Raw genomic sequence first — 25,212 nt, 5'->3', positions numbered from 1 at the left:
CGATGAACTTCTCGAAATTCTTCATTACCCGGCCGATTTTCGCCGCGGTGCTGTCGCTGGTGCTGCTGATTGCGGGTTCGATCTCGCTGTTCCAGCTGCCGATCAGCGAATACCCCGAAGTGGTGCCACCCACCGTGGTGGTGCGTGCCAACTTCCCCGGCGCCAACCCCAAGGTTATCGGCGAAACCGTCGCCGCGCCGCTGGAGCAGGCCATTACCGGTGTGGAGAACATGCTGTACATGTCTTCCCAGTCCACCGCTGACGGCAAGCTGACGCTGACCATCACGTTCGCCCTGGGCACTGACCTGGACAACGCCCAGGTGCAGGTGCAGAACCGCGTTACCCGTACCCAGCCCAAGCTGCCCGAGGAAGTGACGCGTATCGGTATTACCGTCGACAAGGCCTCGCCCGACCTGACCATGGTCGTGCACCTGACCTCGCCGGACAACCGCTACGACATGCTCTACCTGTCCAACTACGCCATCCTCAACATCAAGGACGAGCTGGCGCGCCTGGGCGGCATCGGCGATGTTCAACTGTTCGGTATGGGCGACTACTCGCTGCGCGTGTGGCTGGACCCGAACAAGACCGCTTCGCGCAACCTCACCGCCAGTGATGTGGTTGCGGCCATCCGCGAGCAGAACCGCCAGGTGGCCGCCGGCCAGCTGGGCGCCCCGCCCGCCCCGGGCTCCACCAGCTTCCAGCTGTCGATCAACACCCAGGGCCGTCTGGTCAACGAGGAAGAGTTCGAGAACATCATCATCCGTGCCGGTGCCGATGGCGAAATCACGCGCCTGAAGGACATCGCCCGGGTCGAACTCGGCTCCAGCCAGTACGCCTTGCGCTCGCTGCTGAACAACCAGCCAGCGGTGGCCATCCCGATCTTCCAGCGCCCAGGCTCCAACGCCATCGAAATCTCCGACGAAGTGCGGGCGAAAATGGCCGAGCTGAAGAAGGACTTCCCTGAAGGGATGGACTACAGCATCGTCTATGACCCGACCATCTTCGTGCGCGGCTCCATCGAAGCAGTGGTGCACACCCTGTTCGAAGCCCTGGTGCTGGTCGTGCTGGTGGTCATCCTGTTCCTGCAGACCTGGCGTGCCTCGATCATCCCGCTGCTGGCCGTGCCGGTATCGTTGATCGGTACCTTTGCAGTGATGCACCTGTTCGGCTTCTCGCTCAACGCCTTGTCGCTGTTCGGCTTGGTGCTGGCCATCGGCATTGTGGTGGACGACGCCATCGTCGTGGTGGAAAACGTCGAGCGCAATATAGGGCTGGGCCTGAAACCGCTGGAAGCCACGCAAAAGGCCATGAGCGAAGTGACCGGGCCGATCATTGCCACCGCCCTGGTGCTGTGCGCCGTGTTCGTACCTGCGGCGTTCATTTCCGGCCTTACCGGGCAGTTCTACAAGCAGTTCGCCCTGACCATCGCCATTTCCACCGTGATCTCGGCGTTCAACTCGCTGACCCTGTCGCCGGCCCTGGCTGCCGTGCTGCTGAAGGAACACCATGCGCCCAAGGACCGTTTCTCGCGGTTGCTCGACAAGCTGCTGGGCAGCTGGCTGTTCTCGCCGTTCAACCGTTTCTTCGACCGCGCCAGCCACAGCTACGTCGGTGGCGTGCGCCGGGTCATCCGCTCCAGCGGCATCGCCCTGTTCGTCTATGCCGGCCTGATGGGCCTGACCTACCTGGGCTTCTCGTCCACGCCGACCGGCTTCGTGCCAGCCCAGGACAAGCAGTACCTGGTGGCCTTCGCCCAACTGCCGGACGCGGCCAGCCTCGACCGTACCGAGGCGGTGATCAAAAGAATGAGCGAGGCGGCCCTCAAGCAACCAGGTGTTGCCGACTCCATCGCCTTCCCTGGCCTGTCGATCAACGGTTTCACAAACAGCCCGAACAGCGGCATTGTGTTCGTCTCGCTCAAATCGTTCGATGAGCGCAAGGACCCAAGCCAGTCGGCGGCCGCTATTGCCGCCACGCTGAATGCCCAGTTCGCCGACATCCAGGAAGCCTACATCGCAATCTTCCCCCCGCCGCCCGTACAGGGCCTGGGCACAATCGGCGGCTTCCGCCTGCAAATCGAAGACCGTGGCAACCTGGGTTACGAAGCGCTGTACAAGGAAACCCAGAACATCATCGCCAAGAGCCACAACGTGCCGGAGCTGGCAGGCCTGTTCACCAGCTACCAGGTCAATGTGCCGCAGGTCGATGCCGCCATCGACCGGGAAAAGGCCAAGACCCACGGCGTGGCGATCAACGATATCTTCGACACCTTGCAGGTTTACCTGGGCTCGCTGTACACCAACGACTTCAACCGCTTTGGCCGCACCTACCAGGTCAACGTCCAGGCTGAGCAGCAGTTCCGCCTCGATGCCGAGCAGATCGGCCAGTTGAAGGTGCGCAACAACCTGGGCGAGATGATCCCGCTGGCGACCTTCCTCAAGGTCAGCGACACCTCCGGGCCGGACCGCGTGATGCACTACAACGGCTTTATCACCGCAGAAATCAACGGTGCAGCAGCCCCGGGCTACAGCTCTGGCCAGGCCGAAGCTGCCATCGAGAAGCTGCTGAAAGAAGAACTGCCCAACGGCATGACCTTCGAGTGGACCGACCTGACCTACCAGCAGATCCTCTCGGGCAACACCGCACTGCTGGTCTTCCCGCTGTGCGTGCTGCTGGCGTTCCTGGTGCTGGCCGCCCAGTACGAAAGCTGGAGCCTGCCGTTGGCGGTGATCCTGATCGTACCGATGACCCTGCTGTCGGCCATTACCGGTGTGATCGTGTCGGGTGGCGACAACAACATCTTCACCCAGATCGGCCTGATCGTGCTGGTGGGCCTGGCGTGCAAGAACGCGATCCTGATCGTGGAATTCGCCAAGGATGAACAGGCCAAAGGCCTGGATCCGCTGGCTGCTGTACTGGAAGCCTGCCGCCTGCGCCTGCGGCCGATCCTGATGACTTCGATTGCCTTCATCATGGGTGTGGTGCCGCTGGTGTTCAGCTCTGGTGCAGGTTCGGAAATGCGCCATGCCATGGGTGTGGCGGTGTTCTCGGGGATGATCGGCGTGACCGTGTTCGGCCTGTTCCTGACCCCGGTGTTCTTCTTCCTGATCCGCCGTTTCGTCGAGCGTCGCCAGGCCCGCAAGGCCGAGCGCGTTCAAGTGCTGGAGAACCATGCATGAACCTGCTCAAACCCCTCACCCCAAGCCTGCTGGCACTGGCCCTGGCAGCCTGTGCGGTAGGCCCGGACTACCAGGCCCCGGCAACCGAACCTGCACAACTGAGCAGCGATGTGCAGGCCAAGGCCTACGACCGTAGCCGCTTCGAAAGCCTGTGGTGGAAGCAGTTCGACGACCCGGTGTTGAACCAGCTGGTGCAGGCTTCGCTGGACGGCAACCGTGACTTGCGCGTGGCCTTCGCCCGCCTGAAATCCGCCCGTTCCATCCGCGAAGACGCCGAAAACGACCAGTTCCCGGTGGTCACCAGCGGCGCCAGCAGCGAGATCGGCAAGGGCCAGATCCCCGGCCAGACCACGCAGCGGGTGAACAGCGAGCGCTATGACCTGGGCCTGGACATGGCCTGGGAGCTTGACCTGTTCGGGCGCATCCAGCGCCAGATCGAGGCCAGCGAAGCCCAGGAAGCGGTAGCCGCCGCCGACCTGCAACAGTTGCAGGTCAGCCTGATCGCCGAACTGGTCGATGCCTATGGGCAACTGCGCGGTGCGCAATTGCGCGAGAAAATCGCCTTGGCCAACCTCAAGACCCAGCAGGAATCGCGGACCATTACCGAAACACTGCGCGATGCCGGCGTGGGCAACGACCTCGACGTGGTACGTGCCGATGCACGCCTGGCCGGGGTCGAAGCCACCGTGCCGCAACTGCAGGCCGAACAGGCACGGGCGCGGCACCGCATCGCCGCCCTGCTCGGCCAGCGCCCGGACGCGCTCAGCGTAGACCTGTCACCCAAGGACCTGCCGGCCATCGCCAAGGCGTTGCCGGTGGGTGACCCCGGTGAACTGTTGCGCCGTCGCCCGGACATCCGCAGTGCCGAGCGCCAGCTGGCTGCCGCCACCGCCAACGTCGGCGTGGCCACCGCAGACCTGTTCCCCCGCGTCAGCCTCAGCGGCTTCCTTGGCTTTACCGCCGCACGCGGCTCGCAGATCGGCTCCTCGGCAGCCAATGCCTGGGCGCTGGGACCAAGCATTACCTGGGCAGCCTTCGACCTGGGCAGCGTACGGGCCCGCCTGCGCGGCGCCAAGGCCGATGCCGAAGGGGCGCTGGCCAACTACGAGCAGCAGGTATTGCTGGCCCTGGAAGAATCGGCCAACGCCTTCAGCGATTACGACAAGACCCAGCAGCGGCTGCTGTCGCTGATGCGCCAGAGCGACGCCAGCCGCAAGGCAGCGGAGCTGGCCTCGATTCGATATCGCGAAGGTACGGTGGACTACCTGGTACTGCTCGACGCCGAGCGCGAGCGGCTGAGCGCTGAGGATGCGCAGGCCCAGGGTGAGGTCGATCTGTACCGCGGTATCGTCTCCATCTACAAGGCCCTGGGCGGCGGCTGGCAACCGGAGACCGTGGCCAGCGCACGCTGATACACCCGTTTCAACGACTCCTTTGGTTGGCTCCTCCCCCAACCGTTTGCCCCGCAGGCCTTGGTCTGCGGGGCTTTTTTATGCCTTTGAAGCTTCAGCGCCTGCGAGATCGAGCGCCGCCCGCGCGGCGCATCGCGAGCGAAGCTCGCTCCTACGTTTGTTTCGGGCCAATTATGCCTGTGGGATTTGCGCGCGACCGCCTTGGTGCCCGCACTCGGTTGCATTTGCCCCCCGGCTGGCCCAAGCTCTGCCCTTCCCGCCACCACGGACCGTCCGATGCACAGACGCAACCGCTACCTGATCGCCCTGCTGCTGTTGATCCTGGTATCGGCCCTGTTCGGTTACCTGTGGCGCGACGATCAGCCAGCACCGCCGACCTTGCCTGCACACAGCTATGCCAAGGCCCTGCGCCAGGCCCATGACGGCCAACCCGGTGCAGCGCGCGTGCTTTACCAGCAATTGCAACGCAATGACCTGCCCCCTATCCGCCGCGCTGCACTGTATGCCGAGCTACCCAACTACCCGTCCCCCCAGGCATTGAAACTCGCCCGCCAGGACCTGGAGCATGCCGACCCGCTGGTGCGCCGTGCGGCCATCGCCGGTATCCGCCGCCTGCTGCCGGCGGCGCAGCGCAGCCTGGTACTCGGCCCGCTGCTGGACGACGACGACCAAAGCGTGCGCTTTGCTGCCGTGGATGCCCTGGTAGGCCTCGACCCCGATGCCATCGGCCTGTACTTCGGCCCGTTGCAGGCAGCCCTTGAACACTACCAGCAGGCGCTCGAGCAACAACCCGAGGATGCCGACGCCCAAGTGCACCTGGCACGCCTGTACCTGCACGAAAACGACTACACACAGGCGGCTACGGCCCTGCAGCGGGCGCTGGAGGTGGCACCCGGCAACCTCGACGCCTTGGCCACCCAGGTGCGTCTGCTGGAGCGTCAGGGCCACCACGATGCCTCGCGTCAGGTGTTGGGCAAAGCCTTGGCGCTAAGCCCCGACTCAGCCTTCCTGCAATACGAGCTCGGGCTGTGGCTGAACCGTCACGAGCAGCGCGAATACGCTTTGCTGGCCCTGTCCCGCGCCGTCGAGCTGGACCCGGACAACGCCGACTACCGCTATACGCTGGCAGTCACCCTGCACGACCTGGAACAACTCGACGCCGCGCAAAAGCAGCTGGAAACCGTACTCAACCGCCAGCCGGCCAACCGCCGGGCGCGCGTGTTACTGATTCAGTACTGGAAAGAGACCGGGCAATTGCAGAACGTACAAGTGCTGCTGGCCGAGCTTGAGCGGCAGAACCCGGACGACCCCATACTGCAACAGGGCCTGTAGGTAACACCTGAATATTGTTGAACCCTGGGCGTGTGCCCAGAGTCCAGTGGATATCAGGCCACCCTACAGGAGAGCCGTTTTGGCCCATTCATTGGCGCTGGATGAACGTGCCTTGATTCTGGCACCCCCGCCATTAGCAGCGGACACCTCGCGCCTGCTCGCCTCAGCCGGCATCAATAGCCTGTGCGCCGTCGACCTGCCCAACCTGAAGTCTTGCCTGGCAGAAGGCGCAGGCCTGGCAATCATTGCCGAGCAAGTGTTCAGCCAGGGCCCAAGCGCGTTGCTGCAAGCATTTATTGACCAGCAACAGAGCTGGTCGGACCTGCCTATCGTGCTGCTCATTCAAGGCGCCTGGTCGGCCGCAGGCGCGGGTAACCACCCAGTGGGCAATCTTTTACTGCTGTTCGCCCCGTTCGATAACGCCCAACTGTTGCACATGACACAATCCGCCCTGCGCAACCGGCGCCGGCAGTACGCTGCCCGCGATCAGTTGCAGGACCTGCAGCAGCGCCTGAACACCCAGATTGCGTTGGCAGAGAAGGAACAGGAACGCGACGATTTCGCCCGCTACCAAGCACGCAAGATGGAAGCCATTGGCCAACTGGCCGGGGGGGTTGCGCATGACTTCAACAACTTGCTCACCAGCATTGGCGGCAGCTTCGAGCTAATTGAACGGCGCTTGCATCAAGGCCGCAGCGATGGCCTGGACAGCGTGCTGGATATGGGCCGTGAAGCTGTAGCACGCGCTGCCCGCGTGACTCACCGCTTGCTGGCCTTCTCTTCCCGCCAATCGTTGAACAGCCAGCGTGTGGACCTGCACGGCCTGCTCAACGTGAAACGCCTGAAGGCTTGCCTGAACCCTGCCGTAACCTTGCACGTCCACATAGCCAAAGGGCTGTGGCCGGTAGAAGCTGATGACAAACAGTTGCAGGAAGCCCTTGATAACCTGCTGCTCAATGCCTGCGAGGCCATGCCCAGTGGTGGCCAGCTACGAATCGAGGCGAGCAATCAGCACATCGGCAACAATCAGTTCACCAGCGGATCTCTATGTGCGGGTGACTACCTGCGGTTGAGCATCACCGATGACGGCCAGGGCATGGCGCAGAGCACACTGGAGCGCGCTTTCGAGCCATTTTTCAGTACCAAGGCGATCGGCCAGGGCATTGGCCTGGGCCTGTCAATGGTATATGGCTTCAGTAAGCAGTCTCACGGGCATGTCGCCCTGCACAGCCAGGTCGGCCAGGGGACCCGGGTAGACCTGTACCTACCGCGCCATATCGGCCGGGCAAAGGCACCAAGCAAGCCGGTGCCTGTGCAAGGAAGTCGGGGCCGTCACGTGCTGGTAGTGGAGGACGACCCCCATGTTCGCCAATTGCTGTGCCAGGCCTTGCGCGAGAGCGGCTTCCCCTGCCGCAGCGCGGCAAATGCCACCCAAGGGCTCCAGGTACTGCGCTCGGCACAACCCGTGGATCTACTGGTCAGCGATATCGGCCTACCCGGCATGAATGGCCGACAACTGGCCGAAATTGCACGCAGCCTGCATCCGCATTTGCCAGTGCTGTTCATTACTGGCTACGCGGAAACGGCCATGGCCCGCGAGGGCTTTCTGGGCGCGGGCATGCACCTGATCTGCAAGCCGTTCGAACTGAAAGAGCTGCAGACGCAGGTAACGCAGATTCTGGGCCGCCCCTGAACCCATCACTGTTCGAGCATGTTTAGCGCCTGATCGGCGAGGTCCGCCAACAAAAACGGCTTGTTCATCAGTGCCGTGCCCGGCTGATCAAGCAACTGCGCTTCAACAGAATGTTCAGCATAGCCGGTAATGAACAGGATCTTTTGCGCAGGAACCTGCATGCGTATGGCCTTGGCCACTTGCCGGCCACTGAAACCGCCTGGTAAACCGATGTCGGTAATCACCAGATCAAAGGGATCGTCAAGGCGAAAGCGCTCCAGCGCGGTATTGGCGTCACCCGCATCAGTCACCACAAAACCGCGTTCGGTCAGGTATTCGCCCATCACGGCACGTAAGTTCAGCTCGTCATCGATCAGTAGCAGGCGTTCGCCCTGGGCCATGCGCTGGGAACGCTGCGCGGGCTTGGGCTCTTCGGGTGCCGGGTCAAAGCACCTTGGGAAAAGCATGGAAACCCGAGTGCCCTGATTCGGGTTCGACTCGATCCACGCGTATCCCCCCGATTGGCCGACAAAGCCATACACCATCGATAGCCCAAGCCCGGAACCCCGTCCGATGCGCTTGGTGGTGAAGAACGGCTCAAAAGCCTTGGCAATGTCCTGCGCCGAAATGCCATGGCCATCGTCCTCGACGTGCAAGGCTACATAGTCGCCTGGCGGCAGTCCATTCTCATCCGGGAAGCTGGCCGTCAACCGCTCGTTGACGCTGCGAACAGTGACATTGCCACGCTCCAGGCAAGCTTCCCGGGCATTGGCGCAAAGGTTGACCAAGGCATTTTCAAGTTGGGTAACGTCAAGGCATACGGCCCACGGCGCAACATCCAGTTGCCAGTGCAAGCGCATTTCTGCGCCCAGCGCCTTCAGTAGCAACGGCTCGCTTAGACGCAACTGCCGATTGAAGTCCAGCGGCTTGGGTGCAAGTGGTTGGTGCCGAGAGAATGCCAGCAGGCGGTGGGTCAGTTCCATGGCGCGCATCACCGAGTCGCGAGCGACCTCCAGATAGGCGTCGATCCGCTCCAGCCGCCCATCCTGAATCCGCCGCTGCAACAGCTCCAGACTGCCGCCGATACCAGACAGCAGGTTGTTCATCTCATGGCCCATGCCCCCGGCCAACTGGCCCACAACCTCCATGCGTTCACTGTTGCGCATCAGCGCTTTGGACTGACGCGCTGCCTCTTCGCGTTCTCCGGTGATATCGCGACCGACTGCCGTCAGCAGGCTGCCATCGAACCGGGCACTCCAGCGAAACCAGTGGTAGTGGCCATCGCTGTGACGCAAGCGGGTCTCCAGTTGCTCGGTATTGCGGTACTGCAGGAATCCGGAGACTGCCACCTGTACCTGGGCGCGATCCGCCGGATGTACCAGTTCCAGTATCGGCAGGTTGCGAACCTGCTCCTCAGCCCAACCCAGGATGCGGTACCAGGCAGGGTTGGCAGCGTACATCTTGAACTCAGGGGTAACTGTCATCATTGCATCACGCGACAACTGCCAGATCTGCTCGCGCTCGGCCACATGTCGCTCGATCTGTCGTTCAAAGCCCTGCGCCTGCTCACGCCAATGGTGGTGCGCCTCAACGCTGGCCGTGGTCTCGATTACCGTGTGCAGAAACCCCGCCACGTTTCCAAGTTCATCGTGCAGGGGAGCATAACCGAATGCGCACCACAGCGGCTCGCTGCCTTCGCCGCAGACGATGCGCAGGGGCGGGTCCTCGACAAAGTTCGAACGCCCTTCAAGCGCCTTGAATACCCAGGGCCCCATTGCCGGCCAGGTATCAAGCCAGAGCGCATCGAATGCATTGCCCAGCGCATCCGGCCTGGCGGTCCGCAGCGCCCGATAGCCATCGTTGTGCACCACGCAGAGATCTGTCCCCCAAACCACCGCACAGGGAAACGGTGACAAGTGCATCATGTCGACGGCAATGCGCAACGAGGCCGGCCAGCGCGGCAGCGGTCCAAGTGAGGTACGCCCCCAGTCAAATTGCGCAATTCTTTCGCTCATGAGGTCGAGCGGTGCCGATCCAGGCGCTTTCAAGGTGAGCTGCCGTGCAGATTTGCGCGGGGTACCGTGTACGGCCAATAGCGTTACTCCAGCAATGCGAAGAATTACCCCCCGGTGCCAAGATTGGCCTGAGGGTTTAGTTGAAGTTAGTACAGCACAAGCTGCGCACCATGGCGTACTTGCAACTGACAGCTATGCTGATTAGGTTTTCCCTTGGGCCAGGGAGCAACGGCCCATTCAGGTTGCCGACGGGAGCGTGGTCATGAGCAAGAAAATGCTGGTAGTGCTGACCAATACAGCCAAGTATCCGACCCTGAAACGGGCGACGGGGCTATGGCTGGGTGAAGCAGTGCACTTTGTCGAGAAAGTCGAAAAGGCCGGCTACACGGTCGATTATGTCAGCCCACAAGGTGGCTATGTCCCTGTCGACCCACACAGCCTGCAGATGGCTCCCGATCTGGACTGGCAATGGTATGACGACAAACGCTTCATGACGCGACTGGGCACCAGCTTGAGCCCTGGCCAGGTAAAGGCCGACGAATACAGCGTCATCTACTACACCGGCGGGCACGGCGTGATGTACGACTTCGCAGATAACCAGCCGCTGCAAGAGCTCGCACGCAAGATCTACGAAAAAGGCGGCATCGTTGCAGCGGTCTGCCACGGCGTGGTCGGCCTGCTCAACATCAAGCTCAGCGACAACAGCCTGCTGCTGAAAGGGCGTAAGGTGACCGGCTTTTCCAATATCGAGGAAAAGCTGGTTGAGCTGGATAACGTGGTTCCTTTCTTGACCGAAAACGAGCTAGGCGGCCGCGGCGGCGAGTACAGCAAACATGATGAGCCGTGGAAGCCATACGTCATCGAGGATGGCCGGTTGATCACTGGGCAGAACCCGGACTCCACTGCACTGCTCGCAGAGAAAGTACTGGTAAGACTCGGCGTTAGGTAAAGCCTTACATCAATCTTTTGGTTTTCCTCTCGCGCAGACTGCTCGCGGACTACAGCCGGCCGGTCAATGAACGCTTAGGCTCGGGGCTCAGCTGTACCCCACGAACAGCTTAGGCCGGAGAGCGATTGCCCTATGTTGAAAATCATGCACGCCGGGCGCCGCCTGCGGGAGCTGCTGCTGCTCATCTCGGTTGGCCTGGTGCCTGTGGTTACCGGTTTGCTGGTAATGATCGTCCAGCTTGAAATGAAGCTGGCGGAAAACGCGACCCTCTCGGTTCAGGAAGCGGTATTTAGCGTTGACCAGGCATTGGACCGGTTGTATGAGGCTGCCCTGCGTGCCCTACCGCTTGCCGGCCAGCCATGCGACAGCGTGAAAAGCGTTTTGCAGGACCAGGTGGTGAGCCGCTCCATGCTCAGGTCGCTGACCCTGGTCGATAGCGACAAGGCCTACTGCAGCAGTACGTCAGATTCTCTGGAAGACTTGTCGGCCTTTGCCTTGTCCGGACGGCAGGTCGAATTGTCCTACGGGCAACCCGACAACCGCCGCAAGCTACTGGTCAACTATTACTTGCAGGGCAAGAACGGTGGCGTGATCGTGACCGCCTACGCCATACAACTACGCAACGAACTGGACGGTTTCCAGGATCGGCTGATACTGCTCCTGGAGTTCGACGACCGCTATATCTGGAGCCAAGGCGACAGCCGTGACGCACAGCGCCCCTCGCAGTCCGAGTTTTCAGCAAGCGCAGTGTCTTCCCGGTACGGATACAGGGTAAAGGGCGGTTATGCCGAGGGCTTCACCGCACAGGAAATCCGCCAGTCGATGCTGCAGATCGTTCCCTCGTTGATGCTGGTAGGGATCGTGACCGGCTCGATGGTATACCTGGGCTTGTACAGGGCACGCACCTACAGGCGTGGGGCAGCCGCCGAGCATGCATGATGGCGGCGCCCCTGCAGCAGGTTCAGTCGGTGCTCAGCACGCCGCGGCGCACCTGGTCGCGCTCGATGGATTCGAACAACGCCTTGAAGTTGCCTTCGCCAAAGCCATCATCCCCTTTGCGCTGAATGAACTCGAAGAACACAGGGCCGAGCAGGGTTTCCGAGAAAATTTGCAACAGCAGGCGCTTGTCTTCGGGCTGCGAGGCACCATCGAGGAGGATGCCGCGTGCTTGCAACTGGTCGACCGGCTCGCCATGCCCAGGCAGCCGCTCTTCGAGCATTTCGTAGTAGGTTTGCGGCGGCGCAGTCATGAAGCGCATGCCAAAGCCCTTCAGGGCGTCCCAGGTCTTGAGCAGGTCGTCGGTCAGGAAGGCCACGTGCTGGATACCTTCGCCGTTGAACTGCATCAGAAACTCTTCGATCTGCCCGGCACCCTTGGACGATTCTTCGTTTAGCGGTATACGGATCATGCCATCGGGCGCGGTCATGGCCTTGGACGTCAGGCCGGTGTATTCACCCTTGATATCGAAGTAGCGGATTTCGCGGAAGTTGAACAGCTTCTCGTAGAAGCCAGCCCAGTAGGCCATGCGCCCGCGGTACACGTTGTGGGTGAGGTGGTCGATGATTTTCAGGCCGGCGCCCACCGGATTACGGTCCACCCCTTCAATGAAGTTGAAGTCGATGTCGTAGATCGAGCTGCCCTCCTCGAAGCGGTCGATCAAGTACAGCGGCGCACCACCGATGCCTTTGATTGCCGGCAAGCGCAGCTCCATCGGGCCGGTTTCGATTTCCACCGGCTGGGCGCCCAGCTCCAGGGCCCGGGCATAGGCCTCATGGGCATTGCGCACGCGGAACGCCATGCCGCATACCGACGGACCGTGTTCGGCGGCGAAGTACGAGGCGATGCTCTTGGGTTCGTTGTTCAGAATCAGGTTGATGCCACCTTGGCGGTAAAGGTGCACATCCTTGGAACGGTGGCTAGCCACCTTGGTGAAGCCCAGTATCTGGAATACCGGCTCAAGTACGCCAGGAGTAGGCGAAGCCAGTTCGATGAATTCGAAGCCCATCAGGCCCATTGGATTGTCGAAGATATCAGCCATGTTCGTGTCCTCATCTGCAGCGAAATATTATTGATTGCGTAGGATGTGGTACAGAAACGGCGGGGCGCACGGGATACCTCGCACGCTGCGGGCGAGGAAGTCACCTATGATCAGCTTGAACCCATGGTATGTCATATGGACCCATTCTCGGCGGGCTTGATCCCTCGGAATTGAAGGACCTTATTGTTTTATTCGTAAATGGATTCTACATTGCGTAAAATCGTTTGTCGCGTTTTAGTTGGCCCCATGTTCCGACAAGCGGCTATCCTCTCGTTACCCTCCCCACAGATCATTCCAGCATGCCCCTTACCGCTAAACGCCGCGCCAGCCTTGGCTGGCGCAACCTGCTGCCCTGGGTCGTCGGCGTGCTGCCGGTATTGTGCGGCCTGGGCATCATGAACTGGCAGGTCGAGCGTGAGATGCAGGCCAACAGCCAGGCAACCACCCGCCAAGCGGTAGAGCACATCGAGCGCATCCTCGACAACCTGTCTGGTGCCGCCAATGCACTACTGCCCCTGACTGCCAGCCCTTGCAACCAGGCCCAGCTTGCACTGCGTGCCCAGGTCACCCGCAATGCCTTCGTGCGCTCCACCAACCTGTTCAGGCACAACAATCTATTTTGCACCTCGCTGTTCGGCGAGTTCGACGAGCCGGTCAACGCCAGCGACTATACCGACGGCAAGCTGTGGCTGATGGACGGCAACTCGGTCACCCCGGGGCATCCGCTATTGGTGTACCGTGCCAGCGACGGCGACCACGGCGCAATCACCACGGTGGATGGCGACCACCTGCTGACCGCATTGCGCCTGATCGGCCCCGATGAAGACCTGCACATACGCGTGGGCAACGCCTGGATGGGCAAGGACGGCGCGGTACACAAAGGCGTGCCGCCTGCCGCAGCCAGCGCCAACGTGCTAATGGGCTCGACGCGTTACCCGTTCAGCGTGCAGGGCGGCTACAGCGCCGACAAACAAGGCCAGCTGCTGCGCAGCCACTACCCTGCCCTGCTCAGCCTGCTGCTGGTGCTGGGCGGCGTGGCAGCGCTGGTTTGTCGCTGGCAGATTCGCCGCGCCTCCTCGCCCCGCGCCGAGCTGGATCGGGCCCTGCAGGCCGATGAATTCCTGCCGTACTTCCAGCCGGTGGTGCGCAAGGGCGATTTCCGCTGGGCCGGTGCCGAAGTGCTGATGCGCTGGAACCACCCACGGGAAGGCCTGGTTCGCCCTGACCTGTTCATTCCCTATGCCGAGCACAGCGGGCAGATCGTCGCCATGACCCGTGCGCTGATGATGCATACAGCGCAGAGCTTGGCGCCCTACGCCGGGCTCCTGGAGGACGGTTTCCACATCGGGGTCAACATCACCGCTGACCACTGCCGCGACTTGCGCCTGCTGGACGACTGCCGCACCTTCCTGCAGCACTTCCCGCCCGGCCGTGTGGTGCTGACCCTGGAGCTGACCGAGCGCAAGCTGATCGAGCCCACCCCGGTAACCCTGGAACTGTTCGAGAAACTGCATGCCATGGGGGTGATGATTGCACTCGACGACTTCGGCACCGGGCAGTCCAGCCTCAATTACCTGCGCCAGTTCAAGGTCGATTACCTGAAAATCGACCAGAGCTTCGTCGCCATGATCGGCGGCGATGCACTGTCGTTACACATTCTCGAAACCATCATCGAGCTGTCAGCCAAACTTGGCCTTGGCATCGTTGCCGAGGGTGTTGAAACCGACACCCAACGCGACTACCTGGCCCGCCATGGCGTGGACTTCCAACAAGGCTACCTGTTCGCCAGGCCCATGCCGGCGGCGCAGTTCCTTGAGGCACTGGCCGCACATACGGGTGCGTCACGGTTGCCGCAAGGCGCGCCCCCTGAGATCATGCGCGGCTGATCCAACCGCTCAACTCCCTATTCGAGGCACTCTTGTCAAAAGGCATTGTTTCATCGGTCATGGCGTCCTGCCTGTTCGCTGTGATGTACTTCTATACCTCGCTGCTCACCCCACTTGATGGCGAAGAGATCTTTGGCTGGCGCACCCTGCTGACGCTGCCCTGCCTCACCTTGTTCATGCTTGTCTCGAAAGACTGGAAACGGGTTGGCGAACTGCTGGGCCGGGTAAAGCGCACGCCAGTGCTGTTGCTGGGCATGGTCGGAACGTCGTGGCTGATGGGCGTGCAGTTGTGGCTGTTCCTCTGGGCGCCCCTGCACGGGCGCAGCCTTGAAGTGTCGATGGGCTACTTTCTGCTGCCGCTGACCATGGTCCTGACCGGGCGACTGGTGTATGGCGAGCGCCTGTCCCGCCTGCAGAAGGTAGCCGTGGCCTGCGCTGCACTGGGCGTAGGCCACGAGCTGTATCAGAACGGCAGTTTTGCCTGGGAAACCCTGCTGGTGACGATCGGCTACCCGATCTACTTCGTACTGCGTCGACGTTGCCGCACTGACCACCTGGGTGGCCTGTGGTGCGACATGTGCCTGCTGCTGCCATGGGCGCTGTACTTCGTTATCCAGGGCCCGCTTTCGGCTGGCGACCTGCAGGCTCACCCAGGCCTTTATGCCTTGATCCCCGTCCTTGGCGCCATCAGCGCCTCAGCTCTGATCGCCTACGTACTGGCCAGTCGCTTGCTGCCATTCAGTCTGTTCGGCCTGCTCAGCTACGTCGAGCCGGTGCTGCTGGTGGGGGTGGCGCTGCTGCTGGGCGAGACCATCGGCCCGGATCAGTGGCTGACTTACCTGCCAATCTGGGCCGCGGTGCTGGTACTGGTCCTCGAAGGCGTCAAGCACCTGCTGCGTCAGCGTCGCCGTTCGGTATAAGCCGAACCTGGCGCACCCGGCGCTCTTCGACCGCCTCCACGGTCAGCGTCCAGCCATTCCAGGCCAGGCGGTCACCCACTATCGGCAGGCGGTCGAGCAGGCTCATTACCAGGCCTGCGAGGGTCTGGTAATCGTCGGTGGCACGGGCACTGAAGCCGGTGCGTGCGTGTACCTGGCTCAGGTTCAGCGCACCGCTGACCACAAAGCCTTCACCCTCCTGGATGATGCCGGGGCCTTCTACCTCGCTCGCATCCGGCAGCTCACCGGCAATCGACTCAAGAATGTCAGTCATGGTCAGCAGGCCGGTGAAATCACCGAACTCGTTGACAACGAAGGCGATGTGGGTCGACTGCCCCCGCATCTGCTCCAGGGCGTTGAGGATGCTGAAGCTCTCCAGCAGGTTCAACGGTGCCCGTGCCATGCTTTCCAGGTCCGGCTGGCCACCCGACAACAACTCCTTGAGCAGCTCTTTCTTGTGCACGAAGCCCAGTGGTTCGTCGACGCGACCATCACGTATCAACGGCAGGCGCGAGTACGGCGAGTTGGCCAGGGCCTGCGTAATGGCTTCGGCCGGCTGCGCCAGGTCGATCACATCGACTTCGGCACGTGCGGTCATCACCGTACGGATCGGCCGCTCGGCGAGGTTAAGTACGCCACTGATCATTACGCGCTCACGGCGGTCGAACAGCACCTGTTCCTCGCCACCTGCGACCAGGTCAGCGATTTCTTCGCCCACCTCGTCAGCCTCGACCCGGCGCCCGCCCAGCATGCGCAGCACGGCATGTGCGGTGCGCTCACGCAGCGGCCTGTGCTGCTGCAAGCTGCGCTTGCGACGGGCACGCGCCAGCTGGTTGAACAGCTCGATCAGGATCGAGAAGCCGATCGCTGCGTACAGGTAGCCTTTCGGGATATGGAAGCCCAGGCCCTCAGCGGTGAGGCTGAAGCCGATCATCATCAAAAAGCCCAGGCACAGCATGATCACCGTGGGATGGGCGTTGACGAAGCGGGTCAGCGGCTTGCTGGCAACGATCATGATACCGATCGAGAAAATCACCGCGATCATCATCACCGACAGCTCTTCGACCATGCCCACCGCCGTGATCACCGCATCCAGCGAGAACACAGCGTCCAGCACCACGATCTGCGCCACGATAGGCCAGAATGCGGCATGGCGCAGCGTGCCACTTGCCTGGGTCACGTGCCCCTCCAGGCGTTCATGCAGCTCCATGGTGGCCTTGAACAGCAGGAACACACCGCCGAACAGCATGATCAGGTCACGGCCCGAGAAGCTCTTGTCGAACACCTCGAACAGTGGCGCAGTCAGGGTGACCATCCACGAAATACTGGCCAGCAGGCCCAGACGCATGATCAACGCCAGGCTCAAGCCGATCACCCGTGCGCGGTCGCGCTGATGCGGTGGCAGCTTGTCTGCCAGGATGGCGATAAACACCAGGTTGTCGATACCCAGCACCAGTTCGAGGACGATAAGCGTCAACAGGCCCAGCCAGGCCGTGGGGTCGGCTAGCCATTCCATTAACGAGTACTCACGAGGGAAGCGTCACGAGGACGAAGGGGGGACGGCCTGAGAGGCCAGAGACTGGGGGGCTCCGCGAAGGTGCTCATATAGACCCTGATAGCAAATTGGGAGAATAATCCTACAAGCTCAGCAGGTTTCTCTGATAGCGCAAAACTATTACAAAACCTTTAACCAGTTTAGGTATGAATTTTTGTGGGTACTTTTCTTCAATACCCTGGGCAGCCAACAACTGAAAATCATGGCTCCTTCCAACCACCGGATCTTTCTCATGAGCCTGTCCCTGTCCATGGCCGCCTTCGCACTGGCGGCGTCAATCTCCCCCGGCCCGGTCAACATCATCGCCCTGAGCAGCGGCGCCAGCCATGGCTTACGCGCCAGCCTGGCACATGTGGCGGGCGCTACGCTGGGCTTCTGTGTGTTGCTGGTGCTGGTCGGGCTGGGCCTGCACCAGCTGCTGCTGCGCTGGCCGCTGCTGGGCCTGCTGCTGCACTGGGGTGGGGTTGCGTTTTTGCTGTACATGGCGTGGAAGCTTGCCCGCGACGATGGCCGGCTGACTGACGCGCACGCAACACCCGCCCCATCGGCCTGGCAAGGCGCGGCGATGCAATGGCTGAACCCCAAGGCCTGGCTGGCGGCAGTGGCCGGGGTCGGCGCTTATACCGGCGGTGAACAACACTTGCTGTGGTTGTTCACTTGGATCTACGGCCCGATCTGTTTCCTTTCGGTGGCCAGTTGGGCATGGGCCGGCAGCGTGATTCGCCAGTACCTGAGCAACCCAAGACACCTGCGCCTGCTCAATCGAGGGTTGGCGGTGCTGCTGGTGGGCAGTGCTGTCTACCTGGTTATCTGACTCCAGCGGCACTACGGTAATGCCCCGGCGTCGCAGCCAGATGCTTTTTGAAAGCCCGCTGCAGGTGCGCCTGGTCGGCAAACCCGGCCTCCTGCGCAACCTCGGCAATCGCCCGCCCCTGACGCAACTGCGCCCTGGCCAGCTGAACACGCTGGTCAAGCAGGTAGCCATGCGGTGTCAGCCCATAATGTTGGCGAAAGGCACGAATCAGGTAGGCGCGCGACAGGCCGCACGCGGTGCAGATGTCTTCCAGGCTCAGCGGATCGCTGCGATGAGCACGTATGAACGCAGCCGCTGCGGCCAGCCGCGGGTTGCCTTCGACCCTCGCACGGGCGTTGGCCCCGAGAAAGTCCGGCAATGTGCCGAAAAAGGCTGCCAGGCGGCCTTCCCGATCAGGCACGCCCGCATCGAACAGGTCGGCAAACGCCTGCAACAACCGTTGGTACAACGCAGGCGAAGCACTCCAGGTCTGTGTCGGCAACTCAAAGCCTTGCGCCTGTAACCAAGGCAGGTCGACAAAGAGCATCAGGTAAGACCAGGGCTCACCGTCGATAGGGTTGCAGGTATGCACAACGCCCGGGTTCATCAGCACCGTGGTACCGGCCCCTACCTGAATGCGCAGGTCACCGTTCAAGTAGGTGCTTCGCCCACCGGTGATCACACCGATTGAAAAGCTCTCATGGGAGTGCGCGGCGTAGCACACCTGCCGCCCGTCCCCGACCCGCCGGGCTTCGACAAACGGCAATGCAGGGTCACGCCAGAACCGCGATACCTCGATCATCCCTTGCCCACTCGCTGCTGACATGCACCGATACTACACGTTTACCGTGGAAGCAGATCCAGCGTGCGCTCCACCTCACCGATATCGATCCGGAAACCATCGCCCTCCGGTATCCCGACCACAAAGGCGAAATGCTGATGGTCGCGATCGGTCAGGTATTTGTAGTAGCTGACAAACCGGTCAGGCGGCTGCAAGGTCAACAGGCTACAGCCGGGCTGAAGCACATTTACCCCATGCACCAGTTGGCTACCCTCCACGCCAATGACTACTTTTGCTCCGGCGCAGGCTGCCACAATACTCGGCACATCGGACTTGAGCGGGTTGACCACACGGAAACCGCGAGTGACACGCAGGTGCTCGGCGAGCTCCAGCTCATTGCGCAACAGGCGCAGGTCGCCGTCACCGCCACGCAGCAGGAATACTCCAGGGTGTGGGGCATGCGCCACGTGCGACAGCAGTCTGTCGCCCATGGCTTGGTAGCGGGCATGCCGGCTGCGGTTGTTGCCGTGGTCGTCGAACAGCACCAGCTCACGTAAAAACGCACTGCGCAGCCGCAGCGGCTTCATGCCCAGCCAGTCTTCATAGGCCGGCGCCTGGGTGAACAGCGGGTACCTGGCCGATGGCGCAGTGGTCACTGGTATGCCCTCGTTACAGGCCAGCGCATAGGTTGGGCAATCCTCCATCAGCCAGGTGCCGAACCACGAATTGCCGTTTTGCGTGCAGTAAATGGCGGCGCGGTCTATTTCGTTGTCCACGATGATTGTCGGGAAGGTATTGGGCTTCTGCGACAGCCAGTGGCTGGCCTTGCCCTTGTACAACGCGCCATCGACCAGCCATACATTCTTGATCAGGTAGCCGCGGGTTGGCCCTTGCAGCGTGCTGATGCCGCCCTCCATGGTGCGAGCAGGATGCACGTAGGGGTAAAAACGCTTGCCCTCCCAACCCGTTACCCGCTCCAACTGGCCTGGCAGAAAGATGGCCGCCGGCGACACCGTGGTTTCACCCGGAGCAATGTCCCAGCTTTTGGTGGCGATGCTCTTGAGGTCGATGGCCGTGTTCTTGCCCAGCCGCTTGCGCGCCATGTAACGATAGGCAGCCAAGGTCCAGGTGTGCTGCTTGGATGCGAACGATGCACTGAACTGCGAGATGTCGCTTCCCATGAAGCGTCCTCCCCTGATGACGAAGTCTAAACCCTGGCGTAAAGCGCCAGATCAATGCATCCCTGGCAGCCACTCAGTTGCACGTGACTCTCTGCATGGTGGGCGGTGACTGCAAGCTGGCGTAACGGCTGCGCAGGGTTTCCACGAAGGGCTCACCCGCACCGTTGCCACCATAGAGATAAATCTTGTGCAGGCCCCCAAACACCATTTCGTGGTAACGGCTGGCAACCTCCTCATCGCTCGGGCCATCCGGCAACCCCAGGTGCAGCGTGAGTTTGTCGCCCTCCACCGCGAACATCGGCGTATCCCAGAGGAACTTCGCCGTACCGGTCTTGGGCAAGCGGACAAACAGATAGGCATGGTTGCCCAACGAGTCGATGTCCCCCCCACGACGGCGCTTCCATTTCAGCAGGCCATCGTCCGGGCGCGCGAGGCACAGGCCGATGTCGTAATAATCGAAGCCCTGCTCCAGTGCCCATTCAAGCGCCATGAAGGTGGTGATGGAATTAACCTCACGCAACCTCTTGGCATCACTGAACACCGCCTGGCAGTAGCCGAAACGCAACGTGCTCCAGTACCGCTTGCCGCCGCGTACCACTTCACACCCCAAGTGGCAGCCGATCACTTCATCACCCAACGTGATCAGGTCGAGACGGCCGACACTTTTGGCAATGCGGAACACTTCTTCCGTGGGGAACTGCGCAGCATGGATACCCTGTCTGGCGGTGGCATACGGGCGCAGCAGCTCACGGTCTGCCATGGCGATCTCGTCGTCCGCGAGGGCCTGACGCATCTGGTATAGCGGGCGGTTCTTGCGGATGCTGCGCCGCAGTTCGCTGTCGTAGCGCGCCGTAATGTCCTCCAGCGAACGGCCCAACGGCACTACTGCGCTCAGGTAATGCGGCACTGAAAGCGCCCCCGATGAGGGCATTTCGCTGATGACCACTACATGATGGGCGGCCGCCGTGGCACTGGCACTGTCTACGATCGAAGCGCTGCCCTGGCCCTTGCCGCCGATCAGCAGCTTGGCCATTTCCCGCTGTTGCTTGCGGCCGATGTAGAGAATTTCGTAAGGGCTTTCCTGCTGTAGCCGAAACCTGGCTACTTCCCAACGCCAGAAACAGGCACGCGCCGCCATTTCTCGGGCTTTGCTGGCCAGCAGCCGCATTTCGTAACGCAGGGAGGGTGACAGGAGCTTTCGCGCCACAGCCGTCAAGGTCTCTTTCATTTCTTCTTCGACGTCCTTTGAAGTGCTCTATGGTCAATCTGAAAAAGAGAAAAATCAGCAAAAACACTTAACGCTTTGATTTATATAGTTAGCCCTAAAACCTTCCTATCACATTCAGTAACAATTTAAGATACCTGCAAACGCTTTGGCAAGCGGCTTCTAGCTGACTGTAGATCAAGTTTCATGGCGTCAAATATCCTGCGTGAAAGGCCACTCCCACTAGAAGTTCTCTATAAGCATGCCAACCAAACGGTATTTGATTACCACTTGGCTATTGATAATTAAGCGTTTGATGCCCTCTTTGCATATAAGGAGCATCGGCATGCCTGCGAACAATCCTCATCGATCCCTGCTTGAGGCCCAGCTGCCACACTGGGCCCGCCAGGCAACGCCCAAGCAGTGGGCGGCGTTGCAGCAAAGCCAGGCCAGCCCTTGGCATGAGCAGGACTGGTTTGCCAACGCCGCCCCTGACTTGCGCCAGGCGGTATGCGCCAGCCAGGCACGCCTGGTACGCTCACAAGCAGCCTTGGCCCGCTCACTCAGGGGCCTCAAACAGATCACCGAGTTCGCCGAGCCTTTACTGCAAAATTTTCTGGCCGAACGAGGCTTTAACGCTCCCGTGCAAGACTCACGGCTGCTGCGTGTTGAACGCACTTGGCACTGGAACGGCCTGCGCTATCTCTACAGCCATCGTAGCGACAACCTGTTACAGGCTGCGCTGCAGAATTTCGCCGATGACGAGGCATTTACCTCTCAAAGTGCCATTGCCCTGAGCAGCAACATTCAAGTCACCCGTATTCAAGTACAAGGCTCCGCAGTCATCGGCATGCAAGCACCTGTGGCGCACTTTCCACTCACCTCGGAGCGCTTCCAGGTCGAGCCGCTCCCCCTCGCACCCGCCACGTTCGCCATACACTGCCGTGAGTTGGACCTGGGTGGCGCCTACCAAGCCCACCTGGAGCAGCACTTTGCTCAGCCGACTGTCCGTGAGCAAGCCATCACGGTGCAAAAAGCCCGTCTGCGCCTGGTGTCCGACCTGGCCTACCTGCGCCACCACATCAACGGCAACACACACGATCAAGTGCAACAATTGCTGCAAGGCGGCAACGTGGATTGCTGGCAGCTTGCACTGTTCGGCATCAACCTGCAGGAAGCCATGCTGATCGATGCGGGCCGTGCGGGATTGGCCCTGTACTTGCCAGGGCATGATCCAGCCCTGCGTCAATGCAATGACCTTGAAGGGGTGCACGATGCACTGGCAACCCTCCTGCTGCAGCCCGATGCCCGCCAGGCATTCACGGGGTACATCATGCAGGACGAGCGCGCGCACTTTCTGGATCTGTTGCAACAAAACCTCGATGCCTCAGGCAACACTGCCAATGACCGCCCGTGGCAACGCGCAGCACAGGCCGACTTGCGCCCGACGCGCCAAGCCATCACGGCAGAGCCTTTCGGCTACTTTCAGGACCTGCACCTGACGCGCCTCAAGCATGAGGCCAGCCTGCTGGCGGTACCGACAGCGCTGGCCGATGCCAGTGCAAGGGCCAGGCGCCTGGCTGAATGGGAGAGCCTTGGCTGGGATGTGCTCAACGTCGCCGGGTTCTTCATACCGGGCGTTGGCGCCTTGATGCTGGGCGTCACGGCCTGCCAACTGCTGGGCGAGGTCTATGAGGGCTACGAAGCCTGGGAGGAAGGCGATCGCCACCTTGCCTTGCGTCACCTGGAAGCAGTCGGCCTGAATATGGCGCTGATTGGCGGTTTTGTCGTGGCAGGCCACGCAGTTCCCAAACTGTTCAACAGCCCGCTGATGGAAAACCTGCACGAAGTGCCGGTCAACAACGGGGGCTACAGGCTCTGGAACCAGGACCTGGCCCCTTACCGCAGCCGCATGGAGCTGCCAGAGAGCCTGCAACCCAATGCGCAAGGCCAGTACCTGCACGAGGGGCGGCAGTTCATCCGCATGGACGGGCATCTCTACCAGCAACACTTCGACAACATGCTGCAGCAATGGCGCATCGTCCACCCGCACACGCGGGACGCCTGGCAACCACCGCTGGAACACAACGGGCAAGGCGCCTGGCGCGCCCAGCATGAGCAACCCTCCCAGTGGCCTTACGCAAAACTCGCGCGGCGCCTGGGTGAGCCGTTCGCCGCGTTCACCACCCTGCAGCTGGAACGGGCCGGGCGTATCTGCGGCATCGACGCCGCACGCCTGCGACAGGTGCACCTGCAAGGCCAGCCATCCCCGCCACTGTTGCTCGACACCCTGCAACGCATGGCGGCAAAGGCCCAGGTACAAGCCATGGGGCCACACGCAACGCCGCACCTGTTCGACCAGCTGTACAACGGCAGCACGCCCATCGCCCCCGCAACGCAGCAGCTGCTTGCAGCGTACCCGCGCTTGTCTCCTGCCCTGGCCAGGCGTTTGCTGACAACAATGGACACTGCCGACACACTCGCCTGGCAAGCGCACGGTCGGTTGCCTACAGCGCTTGGTCAACAGATCGAACAAGTCCACAGTGAGTTGCCGCTGGTCCGTGCGCTGGAAGACGTGTTGCAACCTGCGTCGGGTAACGCCGACGCTGAGCGCCTGCTGTTCAGTGCGCTCGATGCCATGCCCGAATGGCCTGCTGAGCTGCGCCTGGAGCTGCGAGTCGGCAGCCCTCAAGGCCCAAGGCTGGAGCATGTCGGCAGTGAACAGGCCACTACCGTGTGCCGGGTGCTCAAATCGACCGAAGGTTACGAGGCCGACCTGGGAGAGCGCCCGGCATCCGCGCAGCGTGATCCCGACCTGTGCCGTGCGTTGGAGCAGGCGCTGCCACGTTTGCAGCGCAAAGCGCTGGGCATTGTGCAAAGTGACGGCAACGTCCTGCGGGAGTGGGTACTGGCATGGGCCGATGAACATCGGCCAGTGCTGGCGCAACGGCTCTGGGGAGTGGGCGCCGTGCGGCGCAAACCCCAAGGCTGGCTGCGCGGCGGCCGCCCCCTGGCGCCGCTGCCCGCTCCTGCGGGCCAGACCGGCTCGCTGGCGGCGGCCTACCGCCGCGTCTTCCCCGATGCCACCGATGCAGAGTTTGCAGACTGGCTGGGCGACGAACAGGAAGACCACAACCCGTATGACATACGCTCGGCCACCGAGCGACTGCGAGACCTGCAACAGCGCCTGGACGCCCTGCGGCGAGACCTGCAGCAATGGGCAACGCCTGACCCCTCAAGCCCACACCAGCGGCATCGGGCAATCCGCCCGATCATCAACGCCTGGCGCCGCCTTTCCTGGCTGCCATACGGACGCAGCGGACGCCTGTTCAGCCTCGACCTGTCCAGCCTGGACCTACGCAACGAGGACCTGGCCAGCCTCGCCCTGCCCGACGACTTCACCCACATAGAGCACGTCTCGCTCAGCAACAACCGACTGCTCAGCCAACTGCCGGCTGAATTTTACGAGCGCTTCCCCAGCCTCAAGCGCCTGCTGCTCATCAGATGCCGTTTCCAGCGCCTGCCCCGCGTGGCCAACCCTCAGCAACTGCGCTGGCTGGACCTCGACCGCAATCGCATCACATGGGATGGCGAGGCCCAGCGAACGCTCAACCAGTTCAGCCAGCTTGCCGCGCTCGATCTGAGCGGTAACCCGCTCATTCAAGCACCAGACCTGCGCTGGCTTGGCGAGCTCAGGACCGTGTTCCTGTCCGGTTGTGCGCTTACCGAGTTGCCTCGCGGCCTGGACCTTGTCAGCGAGCCATTGGTACTGGATCTGACGTCCAACCAGATTCAGCAATTGCCTGCTGCCTTCAATGTTCCACGCCCGGTAGCTGAAACCCTAAGCCTTGAAAGCAAGTGGCTTGCCCCAGCTGCACTGGCACAAATCGAGGCCTATAACACCGCCCACGGTGTCGATCTGTTGGTATGCGAACTTGACTACCAGGGATTCTTCGACAACGCAGGCCCCGCAGAAGCCGCATTGTGGCAACGCTTGCCACTGCAGTTTCGCCGTGACCTTCGGCCATTGCTCGACCGCGAACCCTTCCTGTCACACCCGAACCAAGCCCGCCGGGAATTCTGGCGAAGGCTGTCAATGATCGACGCAGACCCTGTCCTGCGCCAGGCGTGGCTCACGCACCCGCCATCCAACCTTTTCAATCTGCCGCTTTGATCATGTCCGCGGTGCCTGCCGGCCCATCGGTAGGCACTGGCGGCCAGTTTGAGCCAGACTGGTGTTTTTCCGGCGGCCGGTGCATGCTCGCAGCTGAAGC

The 25,212-nt window shown here is 61.7% G+C and carries 16 protein-coding genes; 10 read left to right on the top strand and 6 right to left on the bottom strand.

Annotated features, from left to right (window positions below):
• Positions 1–2: 2 nt before the first annotated feature.
• The 4 genes from N805_RS06640 to N805_RS06625 all read left to right on the top strand — a co-directional run bounded on the left by N805_RS06640 (position 3) and on the right by N805_RS06625 (position 7,619).
• Positions 3–3,182, top strand: coding sequence for an efflux RND transporter permease subunit (locus N805_RS06640; RefSeq protein ID WP_028613008.1), 3,180 nt, complete (start codon positions 3–5; stop codon positions 3,180–3,182).
• The gene (locus N805_RS06635; RefSeq protein ID WP_028613009.1) at positions 3,179–4,594 is read left to right on the top strand and encodes an efflux transporter outer membrane subunit; all 1,416 of its coding nucleotides are present in this window, start codon (positions 3,179–3,181) and stop codon (positions 4,592–4,594) included. Before N805_RS06640 ends, N805_RS06635 begins: the two co-directional genes overlap by 4 nt.
• A gap of 276 nt (positions 4,595–4,870) precedes the next feature.
• Positions 4,871–5,926, top strand: coding sequence for a tetratricopeptide repeat protein (locus N805_RS06630; RefSeq protein WP_028613010.1), 1,056 nt, complete (start codon positions 4,871–4,873; stop codon positions 5,924–5,926).
• A gap of 79 nt (positions 5,927–6,005) precedes the next feature.
• The gene (locus N805_RS06625) at positions 6,006–7,619 is read left to right on the top strand and encodes a response regulator (RefSeq protein ID WP_028613011.1); all 1,614 of its coding nucleotides are present in this window, start codon (positions 6,006–6,008) and stop codon (positions 7,617–7,619) included.
• A gap of 5 nt (positions 7,620–7,624) precedes the next feature.
• Here the strand turns inward: N805_RS06625 and N805_RS06620 are convergent, their stop codons facing one another.
• A complete protein-coding gene (locus tag N805_RS06620) occupies positions 7,625–9,613 on the bottom strand; it encodes an ATP-binding protein (protein ID WP_419198328.1) in 1,989 nt (662 codons plus the stop codon).
• A gap of 262 nt (positions 9,614–9,875) precedes the next feature.
• On the opposite strand from N805_RS06620, the gene N805_RS06615 reads away from it, so the two are divergent.
• On the top strand, positions 9,876–10,562 hold the full coding sequence (locus N805_RS06615) for a type 1 glutamine amidotransferase domain-containing protein (RefSeq protein ID WP_028613013.1): 687 nt from the start codon (positions 9,876–9,878) through the stop codon (positions 10,560–10,562).
• Between the two features lie 132 nt (positions 10,563–10,694).
• Entirely contained in the window at positions 10,695–11,501 is an 807-nt protein-coding gene (locus N805_RS06610) for a CSS-motif domain-containing protein (protein WP_028613014.1), read from the top strand.
• A 22-nt stretch (positions 11,502–11,523) separates the two neighbouring features.
• On the opposite strand, the gene hppD is transcribed toward N805_RS06610, so the two are convergent.
• The gene (gene hppD, locus N805_RS06605; RefSeq protein ID WP_028613015.1) at positions 11,524–12,600 is read right to left on the bottom strand and encodes a 4-hydroxyphenylpyruvate dioxygenase; all 1,077 of its coding nucleotides are present in this window, start codon (positions 12,598–12,600) and stop codon (positions 11,524–11,526) included.
• 299 nt (positions 12,601–12,899) lie between these two features.
• On the opposite strand from hppD, the gene N805_RS06600 reads away from it, so the two are divergent.
• Positions 12,900–14,486: an EAL domain-containing protein gene (locus tag N805_RS06600; RefSeq protein WP_028613016.1), complete on the top strand. Its 1,587-nt coding sequence runs from the start codon at positions 12,900–12,902 to the stop codon at positions 14,484–14,486.
• 32 nt (positions 14,487–14,518) lie between these two features.
• Positions 14,519–15,406 (top strand): EamA family transporter RarD, encoded by an 888-nt coding sequence (gene rarD, locus N805_RS06595; RefSeq protein ID WP_046811301.1) that lies wholly within the window; start codon positions 14,519–14,521, stop codon positions 15,404–15,406.
• Here rarD and N805_RS06590 read toward each other — a convergent pair.
• Complete coding sequence (locus N805_RS06590; RefSeq protein WP_028613017.1) at positions 15,369–16,940, bottom strand: TerC family protein; 1,572 nt, start codon at positions 16,938–16,940, stop codon at positions 15,369–15,371. The two genes, rarD and N805_RS06590, sit on opposite strands and share 38 nt — an antisense overlap.
• A 271-nt stretch (positions 16,941–17,211) precedes the next feature.
• Between N805_RS06590 and N805_RS06585 the strand changes: the two genes are divergently transcribed.
• Positions 17,212–17,793 carry a LysE family translocator gene (locus N805_RS06585; RefSeq protein ID WP_028613018.1) on the top strand — a complete coding sequence of 194 codons (582 nt, stop codon included), beginning with the start codon at positions 17,212–17,214 and terminating at the stop codon, positions 17,791–17,793.
• Here the strand turns inward: N805_RS06585 and N805_RS06580 are convergent.
• The 3 genes from N805_RS06580 to N805_RS06570 form a co-directional block, all read right to left on the bottom strand.
• The gene (locus N805_RS06580; RefSeq protein WP_019471668.1) at positions 17,786–18,574 is read right to left on the bottom strand and encodes an AraC family transcriptional regulator; all 789 of its coding nucleotides are present in this window, start codon (positions 18,572–18,574) and stop codon (positions 17,786–17,788) included. The two genes, N805_RS06585 and N805_RS06580, sit on opposite strands and share 8 nt — an antisense overlap.
• A 41-nt stretch (positions 18,575–18,615) precedes the next feature.
• Positions 18,616–19,734, bottom strand: a complete 1,119-nt coding sequence (locus N805_RS06575) for a glycosyltransferase 61 family protein (RefSeq protein ID WP_019471667.1) — start codon at positions 19,732–19,734, stop codon at positions 18,616–18,618.
• 73 nt (positions 19,735–19,807) lie between these two features.
• On the bottom strand, positions 19,808–20,962 hold the full coding sequence (locus N805_RS06570; protein WP_019471666.1) for a hypothetical protein: 1,155 nt from the start codon (positions 20,960–20,962) through the stop codon (positions 19,808–19,810).
• A 322-nt stretch (positions 20,963–21,284) separates the two neighbouring features.
• Here N805_RS06570 and N805_RS06565 point away from each other — a divergent pair, with 322 nt between their 5' ends.
• Positions 21,285–25,112 carry a dermonecrotic toxin domain-containing protein gene (locus N805_RS06565; RefSeq protein ID WP_019471664.1) on the top strand — a complete coding sequence of 1,276 codons (3,828 nt, stop codon included), beginning with the start codon at positions 21,285–21,287 and terminating at the stop codon, positions 25,110–25,112.
• Positions 25,113–25,212 lie beyond the last annotated feature (100 nt).

This window comes from Pseudomonas putida S13.1.2, assembly GCF_000498395.2.
Taxonomy (GTDB): Bacteria; Pseudomonadota; Gammaproteobacteria; order Pseudomonadales; family Pseudomonadaceae; genus Aquipseudomonas; species Aquipseudomonas putida_Q.
This window is presented reverse-complemented; position numbering and strand designations above follow the sequence as displayed.

What these genes read in the sequence shown, in the direction of transcription:
- hppD (WP_028613015.1), bottom strand. Translation starts at nt 12,600, where the DNA reads ATGGCTGATATCTTCGACAATCCAATGGGCCTGATGGGCTTCGAATTC.
- N805_RS06580 (WP_019471668.1), bottom strand. Translation starts at nt 18,574, where the DNA reads ATGATCGAGGTATCGCGGTTCTGGCGTGACCCTGCATTGCCGTTTGTC.
- N805_RS06575 (WP_019471667.1), bottom strand. Translation starts at nt 19,734, where the DNA reads ATGGGAAGCGACATCTCGCAGTTCAGTGCATCGTTCGCATCCAAGCAG.
- N805_RS06630 (WP_028613010.1), top strand. Translation starts at nt 4,871, where the DNA reads ATGCACAGACGCAACCGCTACCTGATCGCCCTGCTGCTGTTGATCCTG.
- N805_RS06570 (WP_019471666.1), bottom strand. Translation starts at nt 20,962, where the DNA reads ATGAAAGAGACCTTGACGGCTGTGGCGCGAAAGCTCCTGTCACCCTCC.
- N805_RS06615 (WP_028613013.1), top strand. Translation starts at nt 9,876, where the DNA reads ATGAGCAAGAAAATGCTGGTAGTGCTGACCAATACAGCCAAGTATCCG.
- N805_RS06565 (WP_019471664.1), top strand. Translation starts at nt 21,285, where the DNA reads ATGCCTGCGAACAATCCTCATCGATCCCTGCTTGAGGCCCAGCTGCCA.
- N805_RS06585 (WP_028613018.1), top strand. Translation starts at nt 17,212, where the DNA reads ATGAGCCTGTCCCTGTCCATGGCCGCCTTCGCACTGGCGGCGTCAATC.
- N805_RS06600 (WP_028613016.1), top strand. Translation starts at nt 12,900, where the DNA reads ATGCCCCTTACCGCTAAACGCCGCGCCAGCCTTGGCTGGCGCAACCTG.
- N805_RS06620 (WP_419198328.1), bottom strand. Translation starts at nt 9,613, where the DNA reads ATGAGCGAAAGAATTGCGCAATTTGACTGGGGGCGTACCTCACTTGGA.
- N805_RS06610 (WP_028613014.1), top strand. Translation starts at nt 10,695, where the DNA reads ATGTTGAAAATCATGCACGCCGGGCGCCGCCTGCGGGAGCTGCTGCTG.
- N805_RS06635 (WP_028613009.1), top strand. Translation starts at nt 3,179, where the DNA reads ATGAACCTGCTCAAACCCCTCACCCCAAGCCTGCTGGCACTGGCCCTG.
- N805_RS06640 (WP_028613008.1), top strand. Translation starts at nt 3, where the DNA reads ATGAACTTCTCGAAATTCTTCATTACCCGGCCGATTTTCGCCGCGGTG.
- N805_RS06590 (WP_028613017.1), bottom strand. Translation starts at nt 16,940, where the DNA reads ATGGAATGGCTAGCCGACCCCACGGCCTGGCTGGGCCTGTTGACGCTT.